The organism is Variovorax sp. YR266, from assembly GCF_900107295.1.
Classification (GTDB): Bacteria; Pseudomonadota; Gammaproteobacteria; order Burkholderiales; family Burkholderiaceae_C; genus Variovorax.
This window is the reverse complement of the sequence record NZ_FNPM01000002.1, coordinates 284,700-304,000: the sequence shown is the minus strand read 5'-3', so window position 1 is coordinate 304,000 and position 19,301 is coordinate 284,700. Positions and strand designations below refer to the sequence as shown.

Here is a 19,301-nt window from a genome sequence, read left to right as displayed (position 1 = left end):
GTTATAAATGTGAATTTATCACATTGAGGCTGGCCGCGGACCTTTTTCTAGCTTTCGCGGCATGGACGCAACGCGTCGCAGCAGGTGGTCAGAGGGGGCGTTTTGTCGAGGCCGGAGCAGGCCGGATGGCCTGCCAAGAACAGGACAAATGCCCCTTTCAGTTCCCGCGCGAGGTGCGCAAACTGAAGCAATGGACCCGAACCCGACCAGAAATTTCGAAAGCTTGCGTGCCGGCCTGCATGTCCTCAGAGCGGACATCGGCCCAGGCGCAACCTTGACCAAGTTGTGCACTCAACGGCACGGAACAGGCGTGCTGATCCCGGACCCATTGGCCGGAATCTGTCGAACGGTCAGGAAGACATGCGACGCGTATCTGGAATTCGAGCCGACTCAGCTGAAAGGCGCGGCGCGCCTGGTACGTGCGCCCGCGGAAACCGCGACTCGCTTCTTCTGGCCGGAAGTCCCCGGCTCGAGCGTTCTTTTCCCCGTGAACGGGTTCATTGCCGGCTTCCTTTCCAGCAATGAGTTCATCGTGGATGACCAGATCACGTACTCCGTCTACTCGCTGAAGCCCGCAAATTCAGCGCCCATGGAGAAGATCGTGATCCGGTGCCACTGCTGCCAGCAGCGGATGCGAGTCCGGCCGGGCCGGAATCTGGTAGTCACGTGCCCTTCTTGCGGAGCCGACACAGATCTGGATCCGTTCTGCTGAAGCCGCCAGGCATTGACGCATCTCTAGTTCAGGCTGGTGTCGCCACCTGAGGCCCGAGGAAGAACTCGACCGCCCGCGCGACCACCCACGGCACGATGACGTGATCGCCGTCGAAGGGCTGCAGCGTCAGGTCGTGCCCGCTCTCCAGCAGCCGTCGTGCATGCGGGTGGGCGCTGGTCTCGATCGGCAACTGGCTGTCCGAGCGCCCGTGCGCCAGGAACACGCGCGGCTTCCCCGTCTGCGTGAACGTGTTCATGAAGCCCGCCGACAGCCCGATCACGTGGCTGGCCACGTCGCCATTGGTCAGGCCGAGAGACAAGGCGTAGCTACCGCCATCGGAAAAACCGGCGAACGCCAGGCGCTCGGGGTCGATGCGGAAATGCGTGGCAACCGTCGACAACGTGCCATCGAGCCGTTCCAGATCGGGGCCATGCCCGCCGACCACGATGTCCCACGTCGGGTACATCGACTGCGGGGCCAGCAGAAGAAAGCGCCGCGCACGCGCATGGGACACGAGATGCGGCAGCACCCGGTTGGCCTCGCCGCCCGCGCCGTGGAACATCACCAGCAGCGGCAACGGTGCATTGGTGGGCAGCCCCTCGGGCACCACCAGCACCGCTTCGCGCCCTTCGGCGAACGAGAGGCCGTGGCGTCCGGGTGGCAGCGGGGCGGCTACGGGCGCAGCGCCCGGGCGGAAGCTCATGCGGCCGGTCAGCGCGTCGCCCAGCAGGCTGGCGTCGATCATTCGATCGCTCCCACCTGCGACGACATCTGCGACGAGGCGCAGGCAATGCCGCGAAACACCGCGCACTGCGCGAAAGACTGCGCCGACAGCGGTAGCTCCTTGCGGCGGCAGTACTTGCTGGTGAGCTTGAGCAGTTCCTTGATGTCGCGGCCGCTGGCGCCGGCATATTCGACCACCAGCCTGTCGATCACCGCGCCCGAAAGCTCCACGCCCAGCTGGATCGACAGCGTGGACCAGAGCCGGCGCGCGTCGTCGGGGCCCGGCGGCTGGTAGTCGATCACCGCGATGCAGCGCGACAGGATGGCCTCGTCGATGTCGCCGACCCGGTTGGTGGTCATGAACAGCAGGCCGCTGAAGTACTCCAGCGTACGCAGGAACTCCGCCACGATGGCGTTGTGCTGCAGGTCGTTGTCGCGTCGTCGGATGTACACGTCGGCCTCGTCCAGCAGCAGCACGCAGTCCCAGCGCGCGGCGCGCTGAAGGATCTTCGTCAGGCTGGCCTCCACCGAGTCGGCAGTCACGCCGAGCTGGCCCGAATGCACGCGGTACAGCGGCTTGCCGACCACTTCCGCATAGACCTCGGCGGTAAGGGTCTTGCCCAGGCCCGGCGCACCCTTGCACAGGATGGTGGTGCCGCCCGACTTGCCCGGCACCACGTCTTCCACGAGAAAGCAGCGGTCGGCCGTCAGGATGTCGATCAGGTCGCGGTGCGCCTGCGGCAGCACCAGCCGCTCGCGCAGGCCGGGCTGGTACTTGTATTCCTGCACGTGCTGCGCATGGACCCAGATGTTGCGGTGCCAGTCGAGGTGGAACAGGTGCAAGTAGCAATGCTGGGGAATGCGGTCGAAGCCGCTGTCGACACCACTCTCGCGCCAGTAGTGCGGATCGGCGGCCAGGTCGAAGCGGCGCTGCAGCAGTTCCTCGTCGTTCACGCAGCGCGCCACCGCGCCTTCGGGCAGCCGGTGGCACGCCATGCCTGCCCGAGGGCCTTCGCCGGCCGTCCAGGCGCTGCCGTCGATGGTGAACTGGGCACCGAACTGCGGCTGCAGCTTCGTGAAGCACGCCACCTGCTTGTCGTACTCGCGCCTGAACTCGGCGCACTCCTTGTGGAAGCCGTGGTCGGCAAAGAGGCCGGCCAGCGTGCGGCCGGGCAGGTCTTCCGCGTAGAAGCTCAGGCCCCAGGTCATGCCCGCGAAACGCAAGCGTGGTTCGGAGGGCGGCTCGCGGCCGGCGGCCTGCAGCGTGTTGGCCAGCAGGCCCACCAGCACGTAAGCCTCGTTGTCCGCCGGTTGCACAAAGCGCACTGCATGGACCAGCCAGGGCAGCAGTACGCCGTCCTTGCCGCGCTGGTAGAGCCAGCCATCGATCAGGTCACGCGAGAGCCACTCGGTCAACGCCGGGACCATCGACTCCAGGCTGGAGATGGGCTTAGCGGGCGGTTCGCCGTTGAGGTTGTCCAGCGCGAGCAGCTGGAACACCAGGTCGCGTGAGCCGGCAGCCAGGCCCAGCTGGAAGAGCAGGTTGAGCGAGTGGCCGTCGAAATGGCAACTGGACACGACGCGCACACCGCTGCCGGCGCCAAGCCCACCCAGTTGAAGGCCAAGCGGCGTTTGCGCGCCGACCTGACCCTGCAGCGCAGCGGCCAGCATCTCCGGTATCTCGAGTTCCACGGTGTCTCCTCGTGTCGCCTTCGATGCTAGCCACGAGGTAGGGCCTGGCGCTTGACCTGGGTCAAGACCGGCGGCAGGACGCTAGGAGTCGTTCACCTGCGCCAGCAGCCATTGCCTGAAGACCTGCAGCGATTGCATCTGCGCCGATTCTTCCGGATACACGAGGTAGTAGCCCTTGGCATAGCGCCATTTGCGGCGCGACAGCCGCCGCAGGCGCCCCGACGCCACCGACTCGTCGCTCATGTAGGGCGGCAGCAGCGCCACGCCCATACCGGCCAGCGAGGCGTTGAGAGCCATCGACATGATGTCGTAGCGCGGCCCTTCGCGTCCTGCCTCGCCCACGATGCCTTCGCGTGCGAACCATTCGTCCCATGCGCCGGGCAGGGTCTGGTGGTGGATCAGCGCCGAGCGCGGCGTGTTCGCATCGACCGCCTTGCCGTGCTCGGCGATCCAGGCCGGCGCCGCGTAGGGCGAGAGGTCCAGCGGCAGCACGAACTCGCTGCGCAGGCCCGGCCGCTGGCCGTCGCCGAATTCCAGCGACGCATCGACCGGCGTGGCGCTGAAGTCCACCGGCCCCACGCGCGTGCCCAGGTTGAGCGTGATCTCGCCATGGTCGCGCGTGAACCCGGGCAGGCGCGGAATCAGCCAGTAGCTGCCGACCGAAGCGCCAACCGACAGCGAAAGCTCGCCACCCCGGCCCTTGAGCGCCATCACATTGGCGGTGGCGCGCTCCAGCCGCTGCAGCAGCGGCCCGACTTCGCCCAGGTAGTAGCGGCCCGCGTCCGTCAGGGCCAGGGCCTCGCGCCGGCGCGTGAAGAGCTTTACGGCTAGCCGGTCTTCCAGTGTCTGCACCTGCCGGCTCACCGCACCTTGCGTGAGGCGAAGCTCCTGCGCGGCGGCAGTGAAGGAGCGCAGCCGCGCGCTGGCCTCCAGGCACATCAGGGACATCGTCGAGGGAGCGCGAACGTGATGGTTCATGAGAAAAGAGCAAGTCTGGTGCATGCAACCGATGGAGCTGCCTATACGCACCGGCCTCGTGCATGAGAAAAGCTCATGCTAAACCCAGGAAACATGGCTTGTCCAACCCGGTTCGCGGGCAGATCATCCGCTCACCGATCCTTCATTGCCGGAGTTCTCTGCCATGCGTCTGCGTGCCTTGCTGTGTACTCTCGTCCTCGCCGCGCTGTCGGCAGTTTCGATGCCGGGCCTCGCGGCCTATCCCGACAAGCCGATCCGCCTGATCGTGCCCTCGGCCCCGGGCGGCGCACCCGACGCGTTGATGCGCGCGCTGGGCGCTCAGTTGTCGCAGCAGATGGGCGTGCCTATCGTGGTCGACAACAAGCCCGGCGGCTCCTACACGATCGGCACCATGGACCTGGTGCATTCCGCGCCCGACGGCTACACGCTGGCCTACGGCAACATCGTCTCGCTGGCCACCAACCGGTCGCTGCTGCCCAACGTGCCATATGACGTCGAGAAAGACCTGACGCTGGTTGCCAACACGCTGCGCCTGTCCAACCTGCTGATCGTCAACAACGACCTGCCGGTCAAGACCGTGCCCGAGCTCGTTGCCTACGCGAAGAAGAACCCCGGCAAGCTGGCCTTCGCGTCCGACGGCAACGGTACCACCGCGCACCTGGGCGTCGAGCTCTTCAAGGCCATGACCGGCACCGACATGCTGCACGTGCCCTACAAGGCCGCAACGGCGGCCATTACCGACCTGATCGGCGGAGGCGTGCAGCTCATGATGGTCAACACGCCGGTCTCCGGCCCGCAGGCCCAGGCGGGCAAGGTGAGGGCGCTGGGCATCTCGTCGCGCCAGCGCTCGCCCACCTATCCGAACATTCCCACCATCGCCGAGGCCGGCGTGCCGGGCTTCGAGGTGGAGGCCTGGGGCGGCATCATCGGGCCGGCCCGCATGCCCAAGGACGTGGTGGCGCGCCTCAATGCCGAGATCCGCACCGCGCTGGCCAACCCGGCATTGCGCGAGCGCTTCAGGCTGCTGGGCGCCGAGACCGATTTCGCCACGTCGGAGCAGTTCCTCGACCTCTCGCGCCGCGAGACGCTCAAGTGGGCCAAGATCATCAAGGACTCGGGCGCGAAGATCGACTGAAGGCCAACTCACCATGACTCCCTGGAAAGCCGCAAGGCCCGGCGATCGCCTCGACGCCATCGACACACCCGCGCTCGTGCTCGACCTCGATGCCTTCGAGCGCAACCTCGCGCGCATGGCCGAGGCACTGCGCGGCAGCGGCGTGCGCCTGCGCGCCCATGCCAAGTGCCACAAGACGCCGGAAATCGCCCTGCGCCAGATCGCCCTGGGCGCGGCCGGCATCTGCTGCCAGAAGGTTAGCGAGGCGGCCGTGTTCGTCGAAGCCGGCATCGCCGACGTGCTGGTCACCAACCAGGTGATGGGCGAAACCAAGCTGCGCCGCCTGGCCGCACTGACCCGCCGAGCGCGCATGGGCGTGCTGGTCGATCACCCGCAACAGGTGCAGGCGCTGGTTGCCGTAGCGCAGGCTGAGGACGTGACGCTGGATGTGTATGTCGAGGTCAACGTCGGGGCCAACCGATGTGGCGTTGCCCCCGGCGAAGAGGCGGTGCGGCTTGCGCAGCAGATCGCGGCCAGTGCACCGCTGCGCTTCATGGGCCTGCACTGCTATCACGGGCCGGCCCAGCACTTGCGAGCGCCGCAGGATCGCGCCGCGGCCATTGCCGCCGCCGCGGAGGCCGCGCGCATGACCCGCGCCGCCATCGAGGCCTGCGGCATCGCCGTCGAGCGCGTAACGGGGGCGGGCACCGGCAGCTTCCTGCACGAGCGCGACTCCGGCGTCTTCAACGAGATCCAGGCCGGCTCCTACGTCTTCATGGATCGCGACTACGGCGACAACCAGCGTGGCGAGCACGACATCGCGTTCGAGCACGCCCTGTTCGTGCGCACCACCGTCATGAGCCGCGCCACGCCCGAGCGTGCCATCGTCGACGCAGGCCTGAAGGCCTCCAGCGTGGACTCGGGCATGCCCACCGTGTGGCAGCGGCCCGACCTGCGCTACGTGAAAGCCGCCGACGAGCACGGTGCGCTGGCCACGCCCGATGCCGCCGCGCTTTCTCTGGGTGACCAGCTGATGCTGGTGCCCGGCCATTGCGACCCGACCGTCAATCTCTACGACGACCTGATCTGCGTGCGCGGCGAGCGGGTGGAAGCCCTGTGGCCTATCGCCGCTCGCGGCGCGCTGCTTTAACTCCTTTCAATCCAAGGCAATCGATGCAGGAAAAATTCGACCTTCTGATCCGCAACGCAAGCATCGTCGACGGCACCGGCGCGCCCCGCTTCACGGGCGACATCGGCATTCGCGGCGACCGCATCGCACGCATCGGCGATCTGTCCGCAGCGCACGGCGAGGTGGAGATCGACCGGGCAGGGCGCGTCGCGGCGCCCGGCTTCATCGACGCGCACACCCACGACGACCGCCTCATGCTGTCCAACCCCGACATGGCGCCCAAGGTCAGCCAGGGCATCACAACGGTGATCGCGGGCAACTGCGGCATTTCGCTGGCGCCGATGCCGGGCGGCATCACGCAACCGGTCACGCCACCGCTGAACTTGCTCGACGAGCAGGGCGACTGGTTCTCCTTTCCGACCTTCGCCTCGTACATCGAGGAACTGCGCGCCAAGCCAGCCGCGACCAACTGCGCCTTGCTGGTGGGGCACACCACCTTGCGGGTTGCGACGTTGGACGACCTCGGACTGCCGGCGACGCCAGAACAGATCGCCCGCATGCGCGAACTGGTGCAGGAGGCGCTGCAGGCCGGCGCCATCGGCGTGTCCACCGGCCTGTTCTACGAACCGTCGATTGCCGCGCCCACCGAGGAGGTGATCGAAACCTGCCGTCCGCTGAAGGAATTCAACGGCGTGTATTGCACCCACATGCGCAACGAGGCTGACCAGGTGATCGACTCGCTCGAAGAAACCTTTCGCGTCGGCCGCGAAGTCGGGGTGCCGGTGGTGATCTCGCACATGAAGGTGGTGGGGCCGGCGAACCATGGCCGGTCGGAAGAGGCGCTGTCCTTCATCGAGAAGAACATGGCCAAGCAGCCGATCTGCCTGGACTGCTACCCCTACACGGCAGGCTCCACCATCCTGTCGGCAGACCGGGCGGCAAGCTCTTCGCGCGTGATCGTGAGCTGGTCGAAATCGCTGCCCGAACATGCCGGCCGCGACCTGGACGTCATCGCAAAGGAAATGGGCGTTGCCGAAGAAGAGGCAATCCGACTCCTCAGTCCCGCCGGCGGTATCTACTTCAGGCTGGACGAGGCCGACGTGCAGCGCATCCTGAAGTTCGACCAGACCATGATCGGCTCCGACGGCCTGCCGCACGATGCCGCGCCGCATCCGCGGCTGTGGGGCAGCTTTCCGCGCGTGCTGGGTCACTACGGGCGCCTGCTCGGGCTGTTCCCGCTGGAAACCGCGATCTACAAGATGACCGGACTGACCGCAAAGAACTTCGGCCTGAAGGACCGCGGTGTGCTGAAGGAGGGCGCATATGCCGACCTGGCCCTGTTCGACGCGGACACCGTGGGCGAAGCCGCCACGTACGAAGCGCCCATTGCACCGGCCCATGGCATCGAGGCGGTGATCGTCAATGGTGCGATCGTGTGGCGCGATGGCGGGTCGACGGGAGCGCGGCCGGGGCGGGTGCTGGCGCGCGAAGTGCCGCAGACGGCGGGTCATTGAACCATCTGGACGCACTGGTCGCATTGTCTCCACGGTCCTTCACCTCCAGGCTGCTGCGCTGGCGACCGCCTTCAATGCACGGTCCTGAGCATCGACAACGGCAACGCGATGACCGCAATGCTGCGAAAGACCGAACCGGTCCGGGGACTACTTCAACGCGGAAATCTCCCGACTCTTGATGAGCCTGGAGCGCAGGATGTTGCGGCTGATCCCAAGCAGCCTGGCCGCCTGCACTTGATTGCGGTGGCAGAACTCGAAGGCGGTGCGCATCACCGTGTCCTCGATCAGTTCGAACATCTGTTCGTGAGGCTCGTTGAACAGCTCGCGCAGCACCGTCTCCAGCGCTTGCCGCGGCGTGGCGTGCGCGGAGACCTCGCTCTCGGCTGGACGCCTCTGGATGTTCAACGAGGACAGATGCAGATGCTCCGCGCCCAGCACGCCGTGCTGGCAGATCAGCAGCGCGTGGTGAATCACGTTCTCCAGCTCGCGGATGTTGCCGGGCCAGGTGTGCTCGGAGAGCTTCTGTTCGGCGCTCGCATCGAGCCGCACCGCGCCGTAGCCCAGCCGCTGGCGGTACTCCTCGATGAAATGCCGCGCCAGCGGAAGAATGTCGCCGGGCCGCTCGCGCAGCGTCGGCAGCGCAAGGTGCACCACGTGCAGCCGGTAGAACAGGTCTTCGCGGAAGTTGCCGGCCGCCACCGCGTCCTGCAGCCGCACATTGGTCGCGGCCACCACGCGCACGTCGATGGGCACGCTCTTGCGCGAGCCCAGCCGCACCACCTCGCGCTCCTGCAGCACGCGCAGCAGCTTGACCTGGATCGACAGTGGCAGGTCGCCGATCTCGTCGAGGAACAGCGTGCCGCCGTTGGCCGCCTCGAACCAGCCCGACTTGGCCGAGAACGCGCCGGTGAAGGCGCCTTTCTCGTGGCCGAAGAGCTCGCTCTCGACCAGGCTCTCGGAGAAGGCACCGCAGTTCACAGCCACGAAAGGCCGGCTGCTGCGGCGGCTCAGGTCGTGTACGTGGCGCGCGATCAGCTCCTTGCCGGTGCCGGTCTCTCCGATGATGAGCACGTTGGCATCGCTGGGCGCCACCATGCGCACACGTTCGAGCAGCGCAGCCGAGCGCGGATCCTGGAACACCTGGGCCGTGGCGCGGATCGAGGTGGTGAGCTTGCGCGGGTTGGGCAGCGTCAGCAGGGTGGGGGCATCCCAGTCCTCGTCCGATGCGGGGGAGGCGTCGGCCGGCGGCAGCACAGCGAGAGGGCGGGTGAAGGCGGTCATGAGTAGAAGGTCGGTACGGGGTATTGCTGCTTGAGGGCCCATTCGCCGAGCTCGCGCAGTTTGTAGGCCACGGGGTCATGCAAGGTCTGGGTGCGCAGGTTGCGCCAGTGGCGGTCAAGGCGCAGGCCGCCATGCGTGGCACGCGCGCCGGCCACATCGAACATGCGCGTACAGATGTCCAGCCCCGTGTTTGTCGCCGCGACCTTCGCGGTGGCCACGGCCACCGCGACGTCGCCGCGCTCGGCCTCGGTCAACGCGGGGCCGAGCCGCCATGCCGCGTCGAGCCGGTCGGCCGCGCGGTCGGCCAGCACGCGCACGCTCTCCAGGCCGACCCAGAAGTCGCCGTAGTGGCCGAGCACATAGGGGTCTTCGTGCATCTGCGACACATGGGCCGTATGCCACGGGCGCGACTCGTGCAGCGTGTAATGCCTTGCATCGTTGAAGGCCGCCTCCGCAATGCCGAGGTAGATGTTGGCCAGCACGAGTTGCGACACCAGCGGCCGCAGGCAGGCGAAGGGCGTCGAGAGCGGGCCCGGATCGGCCAGCACTTCGTGCTGCTCGACGCGCACCTTCTCGAAGGTCACGCTGCCGCTGTCGGTCTGGCGCTGGCCGATGTTGTTCCAGTCGGGCGCGACGAAGATGCCCGAGCGGCCGGTGGGTACCGCCGCGACGATGAAGGCGCCACTGCCTTCCTCGCGCGCCGAGGCGATCAGCATTTCGGAATCGAGCGCGCCCGAGCAGAAGCTCTTCTGCCCGGTGAACTCGCGCCAGCCCTCGTGCGCGCTGGACACCGTGCGGTCGTCCAGCGGGTTGAGGGCGTTGCCCCAGAACCACCGGCGGCGCGCGGTCTGCTCGAACCATGGCTGCCATTGCACGGGCCGCGCGAAGAGGCGCACCGTGGCGAGCATCAGATGATGAAAGCCGAACACATGCGCGAGCGAACTATCGGCCTGCGCGAGCAGGCGCACGACGTCGAGCGTCTCGCGCCAGTCCGCGCCACCGCCGCCGAATTCGGACGGGATGCTCAAGGCGAGCAGGCCGCTTTCACGCAGGGCATCGCGCTCGGCCTTCGGCGTGCCACCGCGCTCGTCGCGCTCCACCGCGGTGGCCGCGAAGCGCTGCATCAGCTCGCGGGCGATGTCGCGAGGGGATTCGGAAGCAGGAATGGAAAGAACGGAACTCACTGAACTCACACAAGGCCTCGGTATGTGCAGGCAGCACGGTTGCTGCGCCAGCAGCATGTTGGCGGCGCGCAAGCGCCCGGCCAACGATGCGATGCGTATATCGATCCTTGTTTTGCTTCCATGGCAGCAGTGCGGGCGGGCAATGTGCCGCGCGCAGCAGATGTGGTGTTTCGCTGCTGCTGGAGCAGCACAAATTGCGCGTTTCGGCGCGTTCCCACAGGCAGCTCGACTGGCACGCTAACTGCTGAACCGCCTCATGCAACTTTTCTGGTTTCTTCCCACGCACGGCGACAGCCGCTACCTCGGCACCTCCCGCGGGGCACGCACCGTGAGCCATCGATACCTGCGGCAAGTGGCACAGGCCGCCGACGAACTGGGCTACGAAGGCGTGCTGATTCCCACGGGGCGTTCCTGCGAAGACTCGTGGGTGGTCGCCTCGTCGCTCGCGGCTCAGACCGAGCGGCTCAAGTTCCTGGTGGCGATACGCCCCGGCATCATTTCGCCGACCGTTTCCGCGCGCCAGGCCGCGACGCTCGACCGCTTTTCCGATGGCCGCCTGCTCATCAACGTGGTGACCGGCGGCGACCCCGATGAACAACATGGCGACGGCAGCTTCCTGACGCATGCCGAGCGCTACGAGGTCACCGATGAATTCCTGCGCATCTGGCGCGGCGTTGCGGCTGGCGAGACCATCAACTTCTCGGGCAAGCACCTGCGCGTGGAGAACGCCAAGACGCTCTATCCGCCAGTGCAGAAGCCCTATCCGCCCCTGTGGTTCGGCGGCTCGTCGGACGCAGCAATCGCACTCGCGGGCGAGCAGGTCGACGTGTACCTCACCTGGGGCGAGCCGCCGGCCGATGTGGCCGACAAGATCGCGAAGGCCCGCGCCGCGGCGGCAGAGCACGGACGCACGCTGCGCTTCGGCATCCGGCTGCATGTGATCGTGCGCGAGACCAGCGAGGCGGCCTGGCGCGCTGCAGACGAACTCATTTCCTACGTGACCGACGACACCATCGCGGCCGCGCAGAAGGCTTTCTCGCGCTTCGACTCGGTGGGCCAGCAGCGCATGGCCGCATTGCACGGCGGGCGACGCGACAGGCTGGAGGTGTCGCCCAACCTGTGGGCCGGCGTGGGCCTGGTGCGCGGCGGCGCGGGCACGGCGCTGGTGGGCAGCCCCGAAGAGGTGGCGGCGCGCATCAAGGAATACGCGGCACTCGGCGTGGAGACTTTCATCTTCTCGGGCTATCCGCATCTTGAGGAGGCCTATCGCGTGGCCGAGCTGCTGTTTCCGCTGCTGCCGCTCGACCATGTGCGCCCGGCGGGGCAAGCCAACATCACCGGCCCTTTCGGTGAGGTCATTGCCAACGACATCGTGCCGCCGCCTTCGCAGGCTCTGCAGGTGCCCCTGTCTGTGCCCGTGCCCGAGAAGGCCGCCGCATGAAGCATTTCTCCGCGGAGGCCGGCGACGAAGTGGTGCCGTGGCATGCGACCGCGCAGCGCGTCGCGCAGACATTGGCGCAGACCGCCGTCGAGCGCGACCAGCGCGGCGGCACGCCCAAGGCCGAACGCGACCTGCTGCGGGGCAGCGGCCTGCTGATGCTCAGCGTGCCGACCGAACTCGGCGGCCTGGGCGCGAGTTGGCAGCAGACGCTCGACGTGGTGCGCGGCTTTGCGCGTGTCGACAGCTCGGTGGCGCACCTGTTCGCCTTTCATCATCTGCTGCTCGCGACCACGCAGCTCTTTGCGCAACGCGGGCAGTGGCAGCCGTGGATCGAACAGACCCGCGCGCAGCGCTGGTTCTGGGGCAATGCGTTGAACCCGCTCGACAAGTCCACGCGCGCGCAAGCCGTCGACGGGGGCTATGTGTTCTCGGGCCGCAAGAGCTTCTGCTCCGGTGCCAGCGACTCCGACATGCTGCTCGCCTCGGCCCTCGACGCGAACGATCGCCTGCTGATTGGCGTCGTGCCCACGGGGCGCGCCGGCATTGCGGTGCAGGGCGATTGGGACAACATGGGCCAGCGCCAGACCGACAGCGGCAGCGTGGTGTTCGATGGCGTGCGCGTCGAGACGAATGAACTGCTGCTCGACCCCGGCCCGCTCTCGACGCCGTTCGCCTGCCTGCGCCCGCTGCTGGCGCAACTGATCCTCGCGAACATCTACCTCGGCCTGGGGGAGGGCGCGCTCGAAGAGGCGAGGTCGTTCACGCTGCAGCAAGGCCGGCCCTGGCTGTTCTCGACGGCTTCGGCGGCAAACGAAGATCCTTACGTGCTCACGCACTACGGCGATTTCTGGCTCGCGCTGCAAGGCGCCCGCATGCTGCTGGACCATGCGGCCGCGGCCTTCGATCAGGCGTGGCTGCGTGGCACTTCGCTCGATGAGCACGAGCGCGGGCAGGTGGCTGTTGCTGTTGCCGCAGCCAAGGTCGCGAGCACACGCGCGAGCCTCGAGGTGGCGCACCGCATGTTCGAGGTGACGGGCGCGCGCGCCACCACCGCCGCGCTGCGCCTGGACCGCTACTGGCGCAACCTGCGCGTGCACACGCTGCACGATCCGGTCGACTACAAGCTGCGCGAACTCGGCGACTGGGCGCTCAATGCGCTCGTGCCGCAACCCAGCTTCTATTCCTGAACTTCGGCATTGCCTTGCAACGGGCCTGCGGCTTCGCGTCGCAGGCCCGTTGTGCTTTCCAACGCGCACATCACCCTGCTGCAGGGGAAGCAGCTTCTTCATCGGATTGCTGCCTGGCGTTCATGCGACGGCCGCATACCGATCTACCCCAAACAACTATCGCTGCGGAACTGCTGACCCATCAGCAACCTACCCGCAGCCTGCTGCCGATCCAGCATGAGCGCAGATAGCCATTTCGCCCTAACTCGTTGATTCATAAGGAAAAAGGAAGTGGCACGCCATTCGCTTATATCGAGTGCGCCGCGAATCGATCGCAGCTTCCAAACAGAGGTCATATCAACATGAGTCGAAAACTGAAAGTCGTTGCCGTCTCCGGCAGCCTGCAACGTCCCTCACGCACCCTGGTGCTGGTCGATCAACTGCTGGCCGCGCTCGGCAACGAGATCGCTATCGATGCGCACGTGCTCTCGCTCGGCGAGATCGGCCCGCAGTTTGCCGGCGTGCTCTACCGCAACCAGTTGCCTGCCGCCGTCGAAGAGAGCATTGCCGCCATCGAGTCCGCCGACCTGCTGCTGGTGGCGAGCCCGGTCTATCGCGGCTCGTACACCGGCCTCTTCAAGCACCTGTTCGACTTCGTTCACCACGAGGCACTGACCGACAAGCCCGTGCTGCTCGCGGCCACCGGTGGAAGCGACCGCCACGCACTGGTCATCGACCACCAGTTGCGCCCGCTCTTCAGCTTCTTCCAGGCCCGCACGCTGCCCATCGGCGTCTACGCGGTCGAGAAGGACTTCGAGGGCTACGAGATCGCCAACCCCGCGCTGCGCGAACGCATCGCGCTGGCCGTGGCGCGCGCCGTGCCACAACTGCGCGATGCCTCGCCGGCCACCACGTCCGCCACGCCCGCCATCCGCAAGCCCGCGCCCGTTGCGCTGGCCGCCTGAAGCCCTCCCACCGACCGTTCACAGAGAGAAACCTGCCATGAGTCAACCGTCTTCCACCGCCGCCCCCGTCAAGTTCGCCTACTGGGTGCCCAACGTCAGCGGCGGCCTCGTGGTCAGCACCATCGAGCAGCGCACCGACTGGAGCCTCGAATACAACCAGCGCCTCGCACTCGCGGCCGAGAAGGCCGGCTTCGAATACGCGCTGAGCCAGATTCGCTTCACCGCTGGCTACGGTGCCGAGTACCAGCACGAGTCGGTGTCCTTCAGCCAGGCGCTGCTGCATGCGACCACCAAGCTCAAGGTGTTGGCTGCGATCCTGCCAGGGCCGTGGAACCCGGCCGTGGTGGCCAAGCAGATCGCCACCATCGACCACATCTCCAATGGCCGCATCGCCATCAACGTGGTGAGCGGCTGGTTCAAGGGTGAGTTCCAGGCCATTGGCGAGCCGTGGCTGGAGCATGACGAGCGCTATCGCCGCTCCAACGAATTCATTCGCGCGCTCAAGGGCATCTGGACGCAGGACAACTTCACCTTCAAGGGCGACTTCTATCGCTTCAGCGACTACACGCTGAGCCCGAAGCCGGTGCAAAAGCCCCACCCCGAAATCTTCCAGGGTGGCAGCTCGCGTGCAGCGCGCGACAACGCGGCCAGCGTGTCGGACTGGTACTTCACCAACGGCAACACGCCCGAGGGCCTGAAGGCGCAGATCGACGACATCCAGGCCAAGGCCGCGCAGAACGGCCACACGGTGCGCATCGGCGTGAACGCGTTCGTCATCGCCCGCGACACCGAAGAGGAAGCCAAGGCCGTGCTGGCCGACATCATCAAGCACGCACACGTCGAGGCGGTGCACGCCTTCGGCGATGCGGCCAAGCAGGCTGGCAAGTCTTCGCCCGAAGGTGAGGGCAACTGGGCCAAGTCCACCTTCGAAGACCTCGTGCAATACAACGACGGTTTCCGCACCAACCTCATCGGCACGCCGCAGCAGATTGCCGAACGCATCGTGGCGCTCAAGGCCATCGGCGTCGACCTCGTCCTGACGGGCTTCCTGCACTTCATCGAGGAGGTGGAGTACTTCGGCGAGAAGGTGCTGCCGCTGGTGCGCAAGCTCGAAGCGGAGCAGGCCGCTCGCGGAGAAAAGCCGAGCAAGGCGGCACTGGAAGCCGTGGCGTGAGCCTCGTGATGCCCGATCTTTTCTTCGAGGCGGGGCCCGTCTCGCTGGGCGTCGATCCGGTGGCCTTCGTGCCGGCGGGGCGTGCGGCTGCGGCAGGGGACGACGCCACGACCTCGGCCGTGCTGCGGCTGGAGGGCATCGACCTGTCCTTCGGCGGCGTCACCGCGCTGTCGGGCGTGGACCTGTCCATCGCGAAGGGGGAGATCCGCGCCGTCATCGGCCCCAACGGCGCCGGCAAGAGTTCGCTGGTCAACGTCATCAGCGGGCTGTACCGGCCCGATCGCGGGCGCGTGTGGATCGGCGGACGCAGCTTCGGCCATGTGCCGACGGCGCGGCTGGCACGGCTGGGCGTTGCGCGCACGTTCCAGAATCTCGCGCTGTTCAAGGGCCTGAGCGTGCGCGACAACATCGTGCTCGGCCGCGTCGATGCGGCGCGCTCCACTTTCATCGAACAACTGGTCGGGCTGGGCCGCGCACGTCGTGAGCGCGAGGATGCGCGCGCACGGGCCGAAGCGATCATCGGCTTTCTCGGGCTGCGCACCGTGAGCGAGCGGCTGGCCGGCACGCTGGCCTATGGCCTGCAGAAGCGCGTGGAGCTGGCGCGTGCGCTGGTCGCATCGCCTCGACTGTTGCTGCTTGACGAGCCGATGGCCGGCATGACCGTCACCGAGAAAAGCGAGATGGCGCATTTCGTGCGCGCCGCGCGCGACGAATTCGGCACCACCATCCTGCTGATCGAGCACGACATCGGCGTGGTGCTGGGCCTGTCGGATCGCGTGGCCGTGCTCGACTACGGCCGCAAGATCGCGGACGGCACGCCGGCCGAGGTGCGCAGCGACCCGGCCGTGATCGATGCCTACCTGGGCGTGGCGCATGACGACGCAGAGGGGCAGGCCTGATGGACGGCGCTGACTTCAGCTTCTTCGCCGAGGTGCTCATCGGCGGCCTGCTTTCGGGCGTGATGTATTCACTGGTGGCCATCGGCTTCGTGCTGATCTACAAGACTTCAGGCGTGCTCAACTTCGCGCAGGGCGCGCAGCTGCTGTTTGCTGCGCTCACCTTCGTGAGCCTGGTCGAGCGCGGCGTGCCCTTTGCGCTTGCGCTCGTGCTGACTTTCGCCCTCATGGTGCTGCTGGGCCTGACCATCGAGCGCACCGTGCTTCGCCCGCTGGTGAACCAGCCGCCGATCACGCTGTTCATGGCAACGCTGGGCCTGTCGTACGTGATCGAGGGCGTGGCCCAACTGGTGTGGGGCACGCAGGTGCATGCGCTGGAGCTTGGCATCGCGGACGAGCCGCTGCAGTTCTTCGGCATCATGGTCTCGACCTTCGACCTGTTCGCCGCCGCGACGGCCGGCGTGATGGTGGCGGCGCTTTCGGCCTTCTTCCGCTACACCCGCGTGGGCCTGGCGTTCCGCGCGGTGGCGGACGACACCTATGCGGCGATCGCGGTGGGCCTGCGCCTGCCGCGCATCTGGGCCACGGTGTGGGCGGCGGCCGGCGTCATCGCGCTGGTGGCCGGGCTGTTGTGGGGCGCGCGGCTAGGTGTGCAGTTCTCGCTCTCGCTCGTGGTGCTGAAGGCACTGCCTGTGCTGGTGCTAGGTGGGTTCGACTCCATTCCTGGCGCGATCGTCGGCGGGTTGGTGATCGGCGCACTGGAGAAGCTGGCCGAGGTGTACATCGGGCCTTTCGTAGGCGGTGGCATCGAGAGCTGGTTCGCTTACGTCGCAGCGCTGGCCTTCCTGCTGATCCGGCCAAGCGGGCTGTTCGGACAGAAACTGGTGGAGCGCGCCTGAGCCATGCGTACCACTTCTGTGCATCCATTGACCTGGCCGCTGGCCGTGCTGGCCGTCGCCTTCGGCGTCGTGCCTTTCGTCGCGTCCGGCTATGTGTTCGACGCGCTGCTGATCCCGTTCCTTGCGCTGTCGCTCGCGGCTGTCGGGCTGAACCTGCTGACCGGCTACGCAGGCCAGCTGTCGCTGGGTACCGCGGCCTTCATGGCGGTCGGCGCCTTCGCGGCCTACAACTTCAACCTGCGCGTGGAAGGACTGCCGCTGCTCGTGAGCATCGGCCTCGCTGGCCTTGCCGCCACGGCCGTCGGCCTGGTGTTCGGGCTGCCGAGCCTGCGGCTGCGCGGCTTCTACCTTGCGGTGTCGACGCTGGCTGCGCAGTTCTTCGTGCAATGGGCGCTGACCAAGTTCGGCTGGTTCAGCAACGACAACGCCTCGGGCGTGATCGACGCGCCGGCGCTCGAAGTGGCGGGCATCGTGTTCGACACGCCGGTGGGGCGCTACATCTTCTCGCTGACCGTCGTCACGGTGTTGACGCTGCTGGCATGGCGCCTCGTGCGCACGCAGACGGGCCACCACTTCATCGCCGTGCGCGACAACGAACTGGCGGCGCGCGTCATCGGCGTGCCGGTGCTGCGCACCAAGCTGCTGGCGTTCGCGGTGTCGTCGTTCATCGTCGGCGTGGCGGGCGTGCTGTGGGGTTTCGTGTACCTGCGCACCGTGGAGCCGGCGGGCTTCAACCTCGACCGCTCGTTCCAGATCCTGTTCATCGTGATCATCGGCGGGCTCGCGACGATCCGCGGAGCCTTCTTCGGCGCGGCGCTCATCGTGGTGTTTCCGCTGCTGCTGTCGCGCGTGGGCAGCTTCTTCTTCGGCGGCTGGTTCGATTCGGGCGTGCTCGACATGAGCCAGCGCATCGTGCTGGGCGCGCTGATCATTTTCTTTCTTGCCGTGGAGCCACGAGGGTTGGTCGCCCTCTGGGATCGCGCGCGCAAGCGGCTCTCACCGGCCTGAGTGCAGATTTCTCTGGTTTTTTTCTTCGCATCCCAGGATGCCTTCATCACCATGTCCTTCATCAAGCACCTGAAAACCGCGGCCGTGGCCGTCACCCTGGCCGCGAGCGGCCTGCAGCTCGCGCATGCCGACGGCAACGAACAGTTCTTCCCGCTGCAGAGCTATCGCGTCGGTCCTTATGCGGCTGGCGGCACGGGCTTCTTCGGCGGCTTCATCGACTACCTCAACCTGGTGAACACGCGCGACGGCGGCGTGGGCGGCGTCAAGCTGACCTGGGAGGAGGGCGAGACGCAGTACGAAGTGGAGCGCGGCGTGGAGGTGTACGAGCGCCTCAAGCAGCGCCCCGGCATCGCGACCTGGAACCCGCTGTCGGTCGGCATCGCCTATGCGCTGATCGACCGCGTGACGGCCGACAAGGTGCCGCTGCTCACCATCAACCACGGCCGCACCGACACCACCGACGGCCGCGTGTTCAAGTACATCTTTCCGCTGTTGCTCAACCCGTACAGCGAAACCTCCGGCATCGTGAACTACATCGCGGGCAAGGAGGGCGGCACCGACAAGCTCAAGGGCAAGAAGATCGTGGTGCTGTACCACGGCTCGCCCTACGGCAAGGAGACCATCCCGATCTATGAACTGCTCGCGAAGAAGTACGGCTTCACGCTGCAGCAGATCGAGGTACCGCACCCGGGCAACGAACAGCAATCGCAGTGGCTCACCATCCGCCGCGTGAAGCCCGACTACGTGGTGCTGCGCGGCTGGGGCGTGATGAATCCGGTGGCGCTCAAGACAGCGCAGAAGACGGGCTTTCCGGTCGACCACATCGTGGGCAACGTCTGGTCCAACTCCGAGGAAGACGTGATCCCTGCCGGCGATGCGGCCAAGGGCTACGTGGCCATCACCACCGTGGCCGCGGGCGCGCAGTACCCGGTGCTGCAGGAGATCACCAAGACCGTCTACGGCGCGGGCAAGGGCAACCTGCAGGACCCCAAGCGCATCGGCAGCGTCTATCACAACCTCGGCGTGCTCAACGGCATCCTGAACGTGGAGGCCATCCGCATCGCGCAGGCGAAGTTCGGCAAGCGCACGCTCACCGGCGACGAGATCCGCTGGGGTCTGGAGAACCTGAAGATCGACGAGGCACGCGCCGCGGCGCTCGGCGCCAAGGGCCTGTTCCATTCGATCAACGTGACCTGGGACAACCACGAAGGCGATGGCCGCGTGGCCTTCCAGCAGTGGGACGGCAGCAAGTGGAACGTGGTGTCCGACTGGATCGCGCCCGACTGGAAGCTGCTGCGGCCGATCATCGAAAAATCTTCGCTGGCCTATGCCAAGGAAAAGAACGTCAAGGTGCGCAAGAGCATCGACGACTGAACCCCACGCACGTCCTCATTCGAAATCACTCGCAAGTCGAAAGGCCATCAG

Annotated in this window: 17 protein-coding genes; 12 read left to right on the top strand and 5 right to left on the bottom strand. The window is 66.8% G+C overall.

Annotation, left to right across the window (positions count from 1 at the left end; all coding sequences use genetic code 11):
• The first annotated feature begins 148 nt into the window (after positions 1-148).
• Positions 149-712, top strand: a complete 564-nt coding sequence (locus BLW48_RS06990) for a hypothetical protein (protein WP_218137497.1) — start codon at positions 149-151, stop codon at positions 710-712.
• A gap of 28 nt (positions 713-740) precedes the next feature.
• Here BLW48_RS06990 and BLW48_RS06985 read toward each other — a convergent pair whose 3' ends face one another.
• The 3 genes from BLW48_RS06985 to BLW48_RS06975 form a co-directional block, all read right to left on the bottom strand.
• A complete protein-coding gene (locus BLW48_RS06985) occupies positions 741-1,457 on the bottom strand; it encodes an alpha/beta hydrolase (protein ID WP_093173652.1) in 717 nt (238 codons plus the stop codon).
• Positions 1,454-3,127 carry an ATP-binding protein gene (locus tag BLW48_RS06980; RefSeq protein WP_093173650.1) on the bottom strand — a complete coding sequence of 558 codons (1,674 nt, stop codon included), beginning with the start codon at positions 3,125-3,127 and terminating at the stop codon, positions 1,454-1,456. Before BLW48_RS06980 ends, BLW48_RS06985 begins: the two co-directional genes overlap by 4 nt.
• A gap of 81 nt (positions 3,128-3,208) precedes the next feature.
• Complete coding sequence (locus BLW48_RS06975) at positions 3,209-4,105, bottom strand: LysR substrate-binding domain-containing protein (protein ID WP_256330721.1); 897 nt, start codon at positions 4,103-4,105, stop codon at positions 3,209-3,211.
• Between the two features lie 163 nt (positions 4,106-4,268).
• Here BLW48_RS06975 and BLW48_RS06970 point away from each other — a divergent pair, with 163 nt between their 5' ends.
• Genes BLW48_RS06970 through BLW48_RS06960 form a run of 3 tightly spaced genes read left to right on the top strand, consistent with a single transcriptional unit; the run spans position 4,269 to position 7,862 of the window.
• Positions 4,269-5,240 carry a Bug family tripartite tricarboxylate transporter substrate binding protein gene (locus BLW48_RS06970; RefSeq protein WP_093173646.1) on the top strand — a complete coding sequence of 324 codons (972 nt, stop codon included), beginning with the start codon at positions 4,269-4,271 and terminating at the stop codon, positions 5,238-5,240.
• 13 nt (positions 5,241-5,253) lie between these two features.
• Positions 5,254-6,369, top strand: a complete 1,116-nt coding sequence (locus tag BLW48_RS06965; protein WP_093173644.1) for a DSD1 family PLP-dependent enzyme — start codon at positions 5,254-5,256, stop codon at positions 6,367-6,369.
• A 23-nt stretch (positions 6,370-6,392) separates the two neighbouring features.
• Positions 6,393-7,862 carry an N-acyl-D-amino-acid deacylase family protein gene (locus BLW48_RS06960; protein ID WP_093173642.1) on the top strand — a complete coding sequence of 490 codons (1,470 nt, stop codon included), beginning with the start codon at positions 6,393-6,395 and terminating at the stop codon, positions 7,860-7,862.
• 147 nt (positions 7,863-8,009) lie between these two features.
• Here the strand turns inward: BLW48_RS06960 and BLW48_RS06955 are convergent, their stop codons facing one another.
• Both BLW48_RS06955 and BLW48_RS06950 read right to left on the bottom strand, forming a co-directional pair.
• The gene (locus tag BLW48_RS06955; RefSeq protein ID WP_093173640.1) at positions 8,010-9,143 is read right to left on the bottom strand and encodes a sigma-54 interaction domain-containing protein; all 1,134 of its coding nucleotides are present in this window, start codon (positions 9,141-9,143) and stop codon (positions 8,010-8,012) included.
• Positions 9,140-10,327 carry an acyl-CoA dehydrogenase family protein gene (locus BLW48_RS06950; protein WP_371127408.1) on the bottom strand — a complete coding sequence of 396 codons (1,188 nt, stop codon included), beginning with the start codon at positions 10,325-10,327 and terminating at the stop codon, positions 9,140-9,142. Before BLW48_RS06950 ends, BLW48_RS06955 begins: the two co-directional genes overlap by 4 nt.
• Before the next feature lie 256 nt (positions 10,328-10,583).
• Here BLW48_RS06950 and ssuD point away from each other — a divergent pair, with 256 nt between their 5' ends.
• The 8 genes from ssuD to BLW48_RS06910 all read left to right on the top strand — a co-directional run bounded on the left by ssuD (position 10,584) and on the right by BLW48_RS06910 (position 19,250).
• Positions 10,584-11,768, top strand: a complete 1,185-nt coding sequence (gene ssuD / locus BLW48_RS06945) for an FMNH2-dependent alkanesulfonate monooxygenase (RefSeq protein WP_093173637.1) — start codon at positions 10,584-10,586, stop codon at positions 11,766-11,768.
• Complete coding sequence (locus BLW48_RS06940; RefSeq protein ID WP_093173635.1) at positions 11,765-12,955, top strand: acyl-CoA dehydrogenase family protein; 1,191 nt, start codon at positions 11,765-11,767, stop codon at positions 12,953-12,955. The genes ssuD and BLW48_RS06940 overlap by 4 nt, the downstream gene beginning before the upstream one ends.
• 341 nt (positions 12,956-13,296) lie before the next feature.
• Positions 13,297-13,899 (top strand): FMN reductase, encoded by a 603-nt coding sequence (gene msuE / locus BLW48_RS06935; RefSeq protein ID WP_093058401.1) that lies wholly within the window; start codon positions 13,297-13,299, stop codon positions 13,897-13,899.
• 37 nt (positions 13,900-13,936) lie between these two features.
• Entirely contained in the window at positions 13,937-15,073 is a 1,137-nt protein-coding gene (sfnG, locus tag BLW48_RS06930; RefSeq protein WP_093058402.1) for a dimethylsulfone monooxygenase SfnG, read from the top strand.
• An 8-nt stretch (positions 15,074-15,081) separates the two neighbouring features.
• Positions 15,082-15,972, top strand: a complete 891-nt coding sequence (locus BLW48_RS06925) for an ABC transporter ATP-binding protein (protein ID WP_093058434.1) — start codon at positions 15,082-15,084, stop codon at positions 15,970-15,972.
• Entirely contained in the window at positions 15,972-16,868 is an 897-nt protein-coding gene (locus BLW48_RS06920; RefSeq protein WP_093058403.1) for a branched-chain amino acid ABC transporter permease, read from the top strand. The genes BLW48_RS06925 and BLW48_RS06920 overlap by 1 nt, the downstream gene beginning before the upstream one ends.
• A gap of 3 nt (positions 16,869-16,871) precedes the next feature.
• The gene (locus BLW48_RS06915; protein WP_093173633.1) at positions 16,872-17,876 is read left to right on the top strand and encodes a branched-chain amino acid ABC transporter permease; all 1,005 of its coding nucleotides are present in this window, start codon (positions 16,872-16,874) and stop codon (positions 17,874-17,876) included.
• 51 nt (positions 17,877-17,927) lie between these two features.
• Entirely contained in the window at positions 17,928-19,250 is a 1,323-nt protein-coding gene (locus tag BLW48_RS06910; RefSeq protein ID WP_093174150.1) for an ABC transporter substrate-binding protein, read from the top strand.
• Positions 19,251-19,301 lie beyond the last annotated feature (51 nt).

Excerpts from the sequence above, each read along its gene's own strand:
- BLW48_RS06990 (WP_218137497.1), top strand. The coding sequence starts at position 149 with ATGCCCCTTTCAGTTCCCGCGCGAGGTGCGCAAACTGAAGCAATGGAC.
- ssuD (WP_093173637.1), top strand. The coding sequence starts at position 10,584 with ATGCAACTTTTCTGGTTTCTTCCCACGCACGGCGACAGCCGCTACCTC.
- msuE (WP_093058401.1), top strand. The coding sequence starts at position 13,297 with ATGAGTCGAAAACTGAAAGTCGTTGCCGTCTCCGGCAGCCTGCAACGT.
- BLW48_RS06940 (WP_093173635.1), top strand. The coding sequence starts at position 11,765 with ATGAAGCATTTCTCCGCGGAGGCCGGCGACGAAGTGGTGCCGTGGCAT.
- BLW48_RS06985 (WP_093173652.1), bottom strand. The coding sequence starts at position 1,457 with ATGATCGACGCCAGCCTGCTGGGCGACGCGCTGACCGGCCGCATGAGC.
- sfnG (WP_093058402.1), top strand. The coding sequence starts at position 13,937 with ATGAGTCAACCGTCTTCCACCGCCGCCCCCGTCAAGTTCGCCTACTGG.
- BLW48_RS06955 (WP_093173640.1), bottom strand. The coding sequence starts at position 9,143 with ATGACCGCCTTCACCCGCCCTCTCGCTGTGCTGCCGCCGGCCGACGCC.
- BLW48_RS06965 (WP_093173644.1), top strand. The coding sequence starts at position 5,254 with ATGACTCCCTGGAAAGCCGCAAGGCCCGGCGATCGCCTCGACGCCATC.
- BLW48_RS06970 (WP_093173646.1), top strand. The coding sequence starts at position 4,269 with ATGCGTCTGCGTGCCTTGCTGTGTACTCTCGTCCTCGCCGCGCTGTCG.
- BLW48_RS06920 (WP_093058403.1), top strand. The coding sequence starts at position 15,972 with ATGGACGGCGCTGACTTCAGCTTCTTCGCCGAGGTGCTCATCGGCGGC.
- BLW48_RS06975 (WP_256330721.1), bottom strand. The coding sequence starts at position 4,105 with ATGAACCATCACGTTCGCGCTCCCTCGACGATGTCCCTGATGTGCCTG.
- BLW48_RS06925 (WP_093058434.1), top strand. The coding sequence starts at position 15,082 with ATGCCCGATCTTTTCTTCGAGGCGGGGCCCGTCTCGCTGGGCGTCGAT.
- BLW48_RS06915 (WP_093173633.1), top strand. The coding sequence starts at position 16,872 with ATGCGTACCACTTCTGTGCATCCATTGACCTGGCCGCTGGCCGTGCTG.
- BLW48_RS06910 (WP_093174150.1), top strand. The coding sequence starts at position 17,928 with ATGTCCTTCATCAAGCACCTGAAAACCGCGGCCGTGGCCGTCACCCTG.
- BLW48_RS06960 (WP_093173642.1), top strand. The coding sequence starts at position 6,393 with ATGCAGGAAAAATTCGACCTTCTGATCCGCAACGCAAGCATCGTCGAC.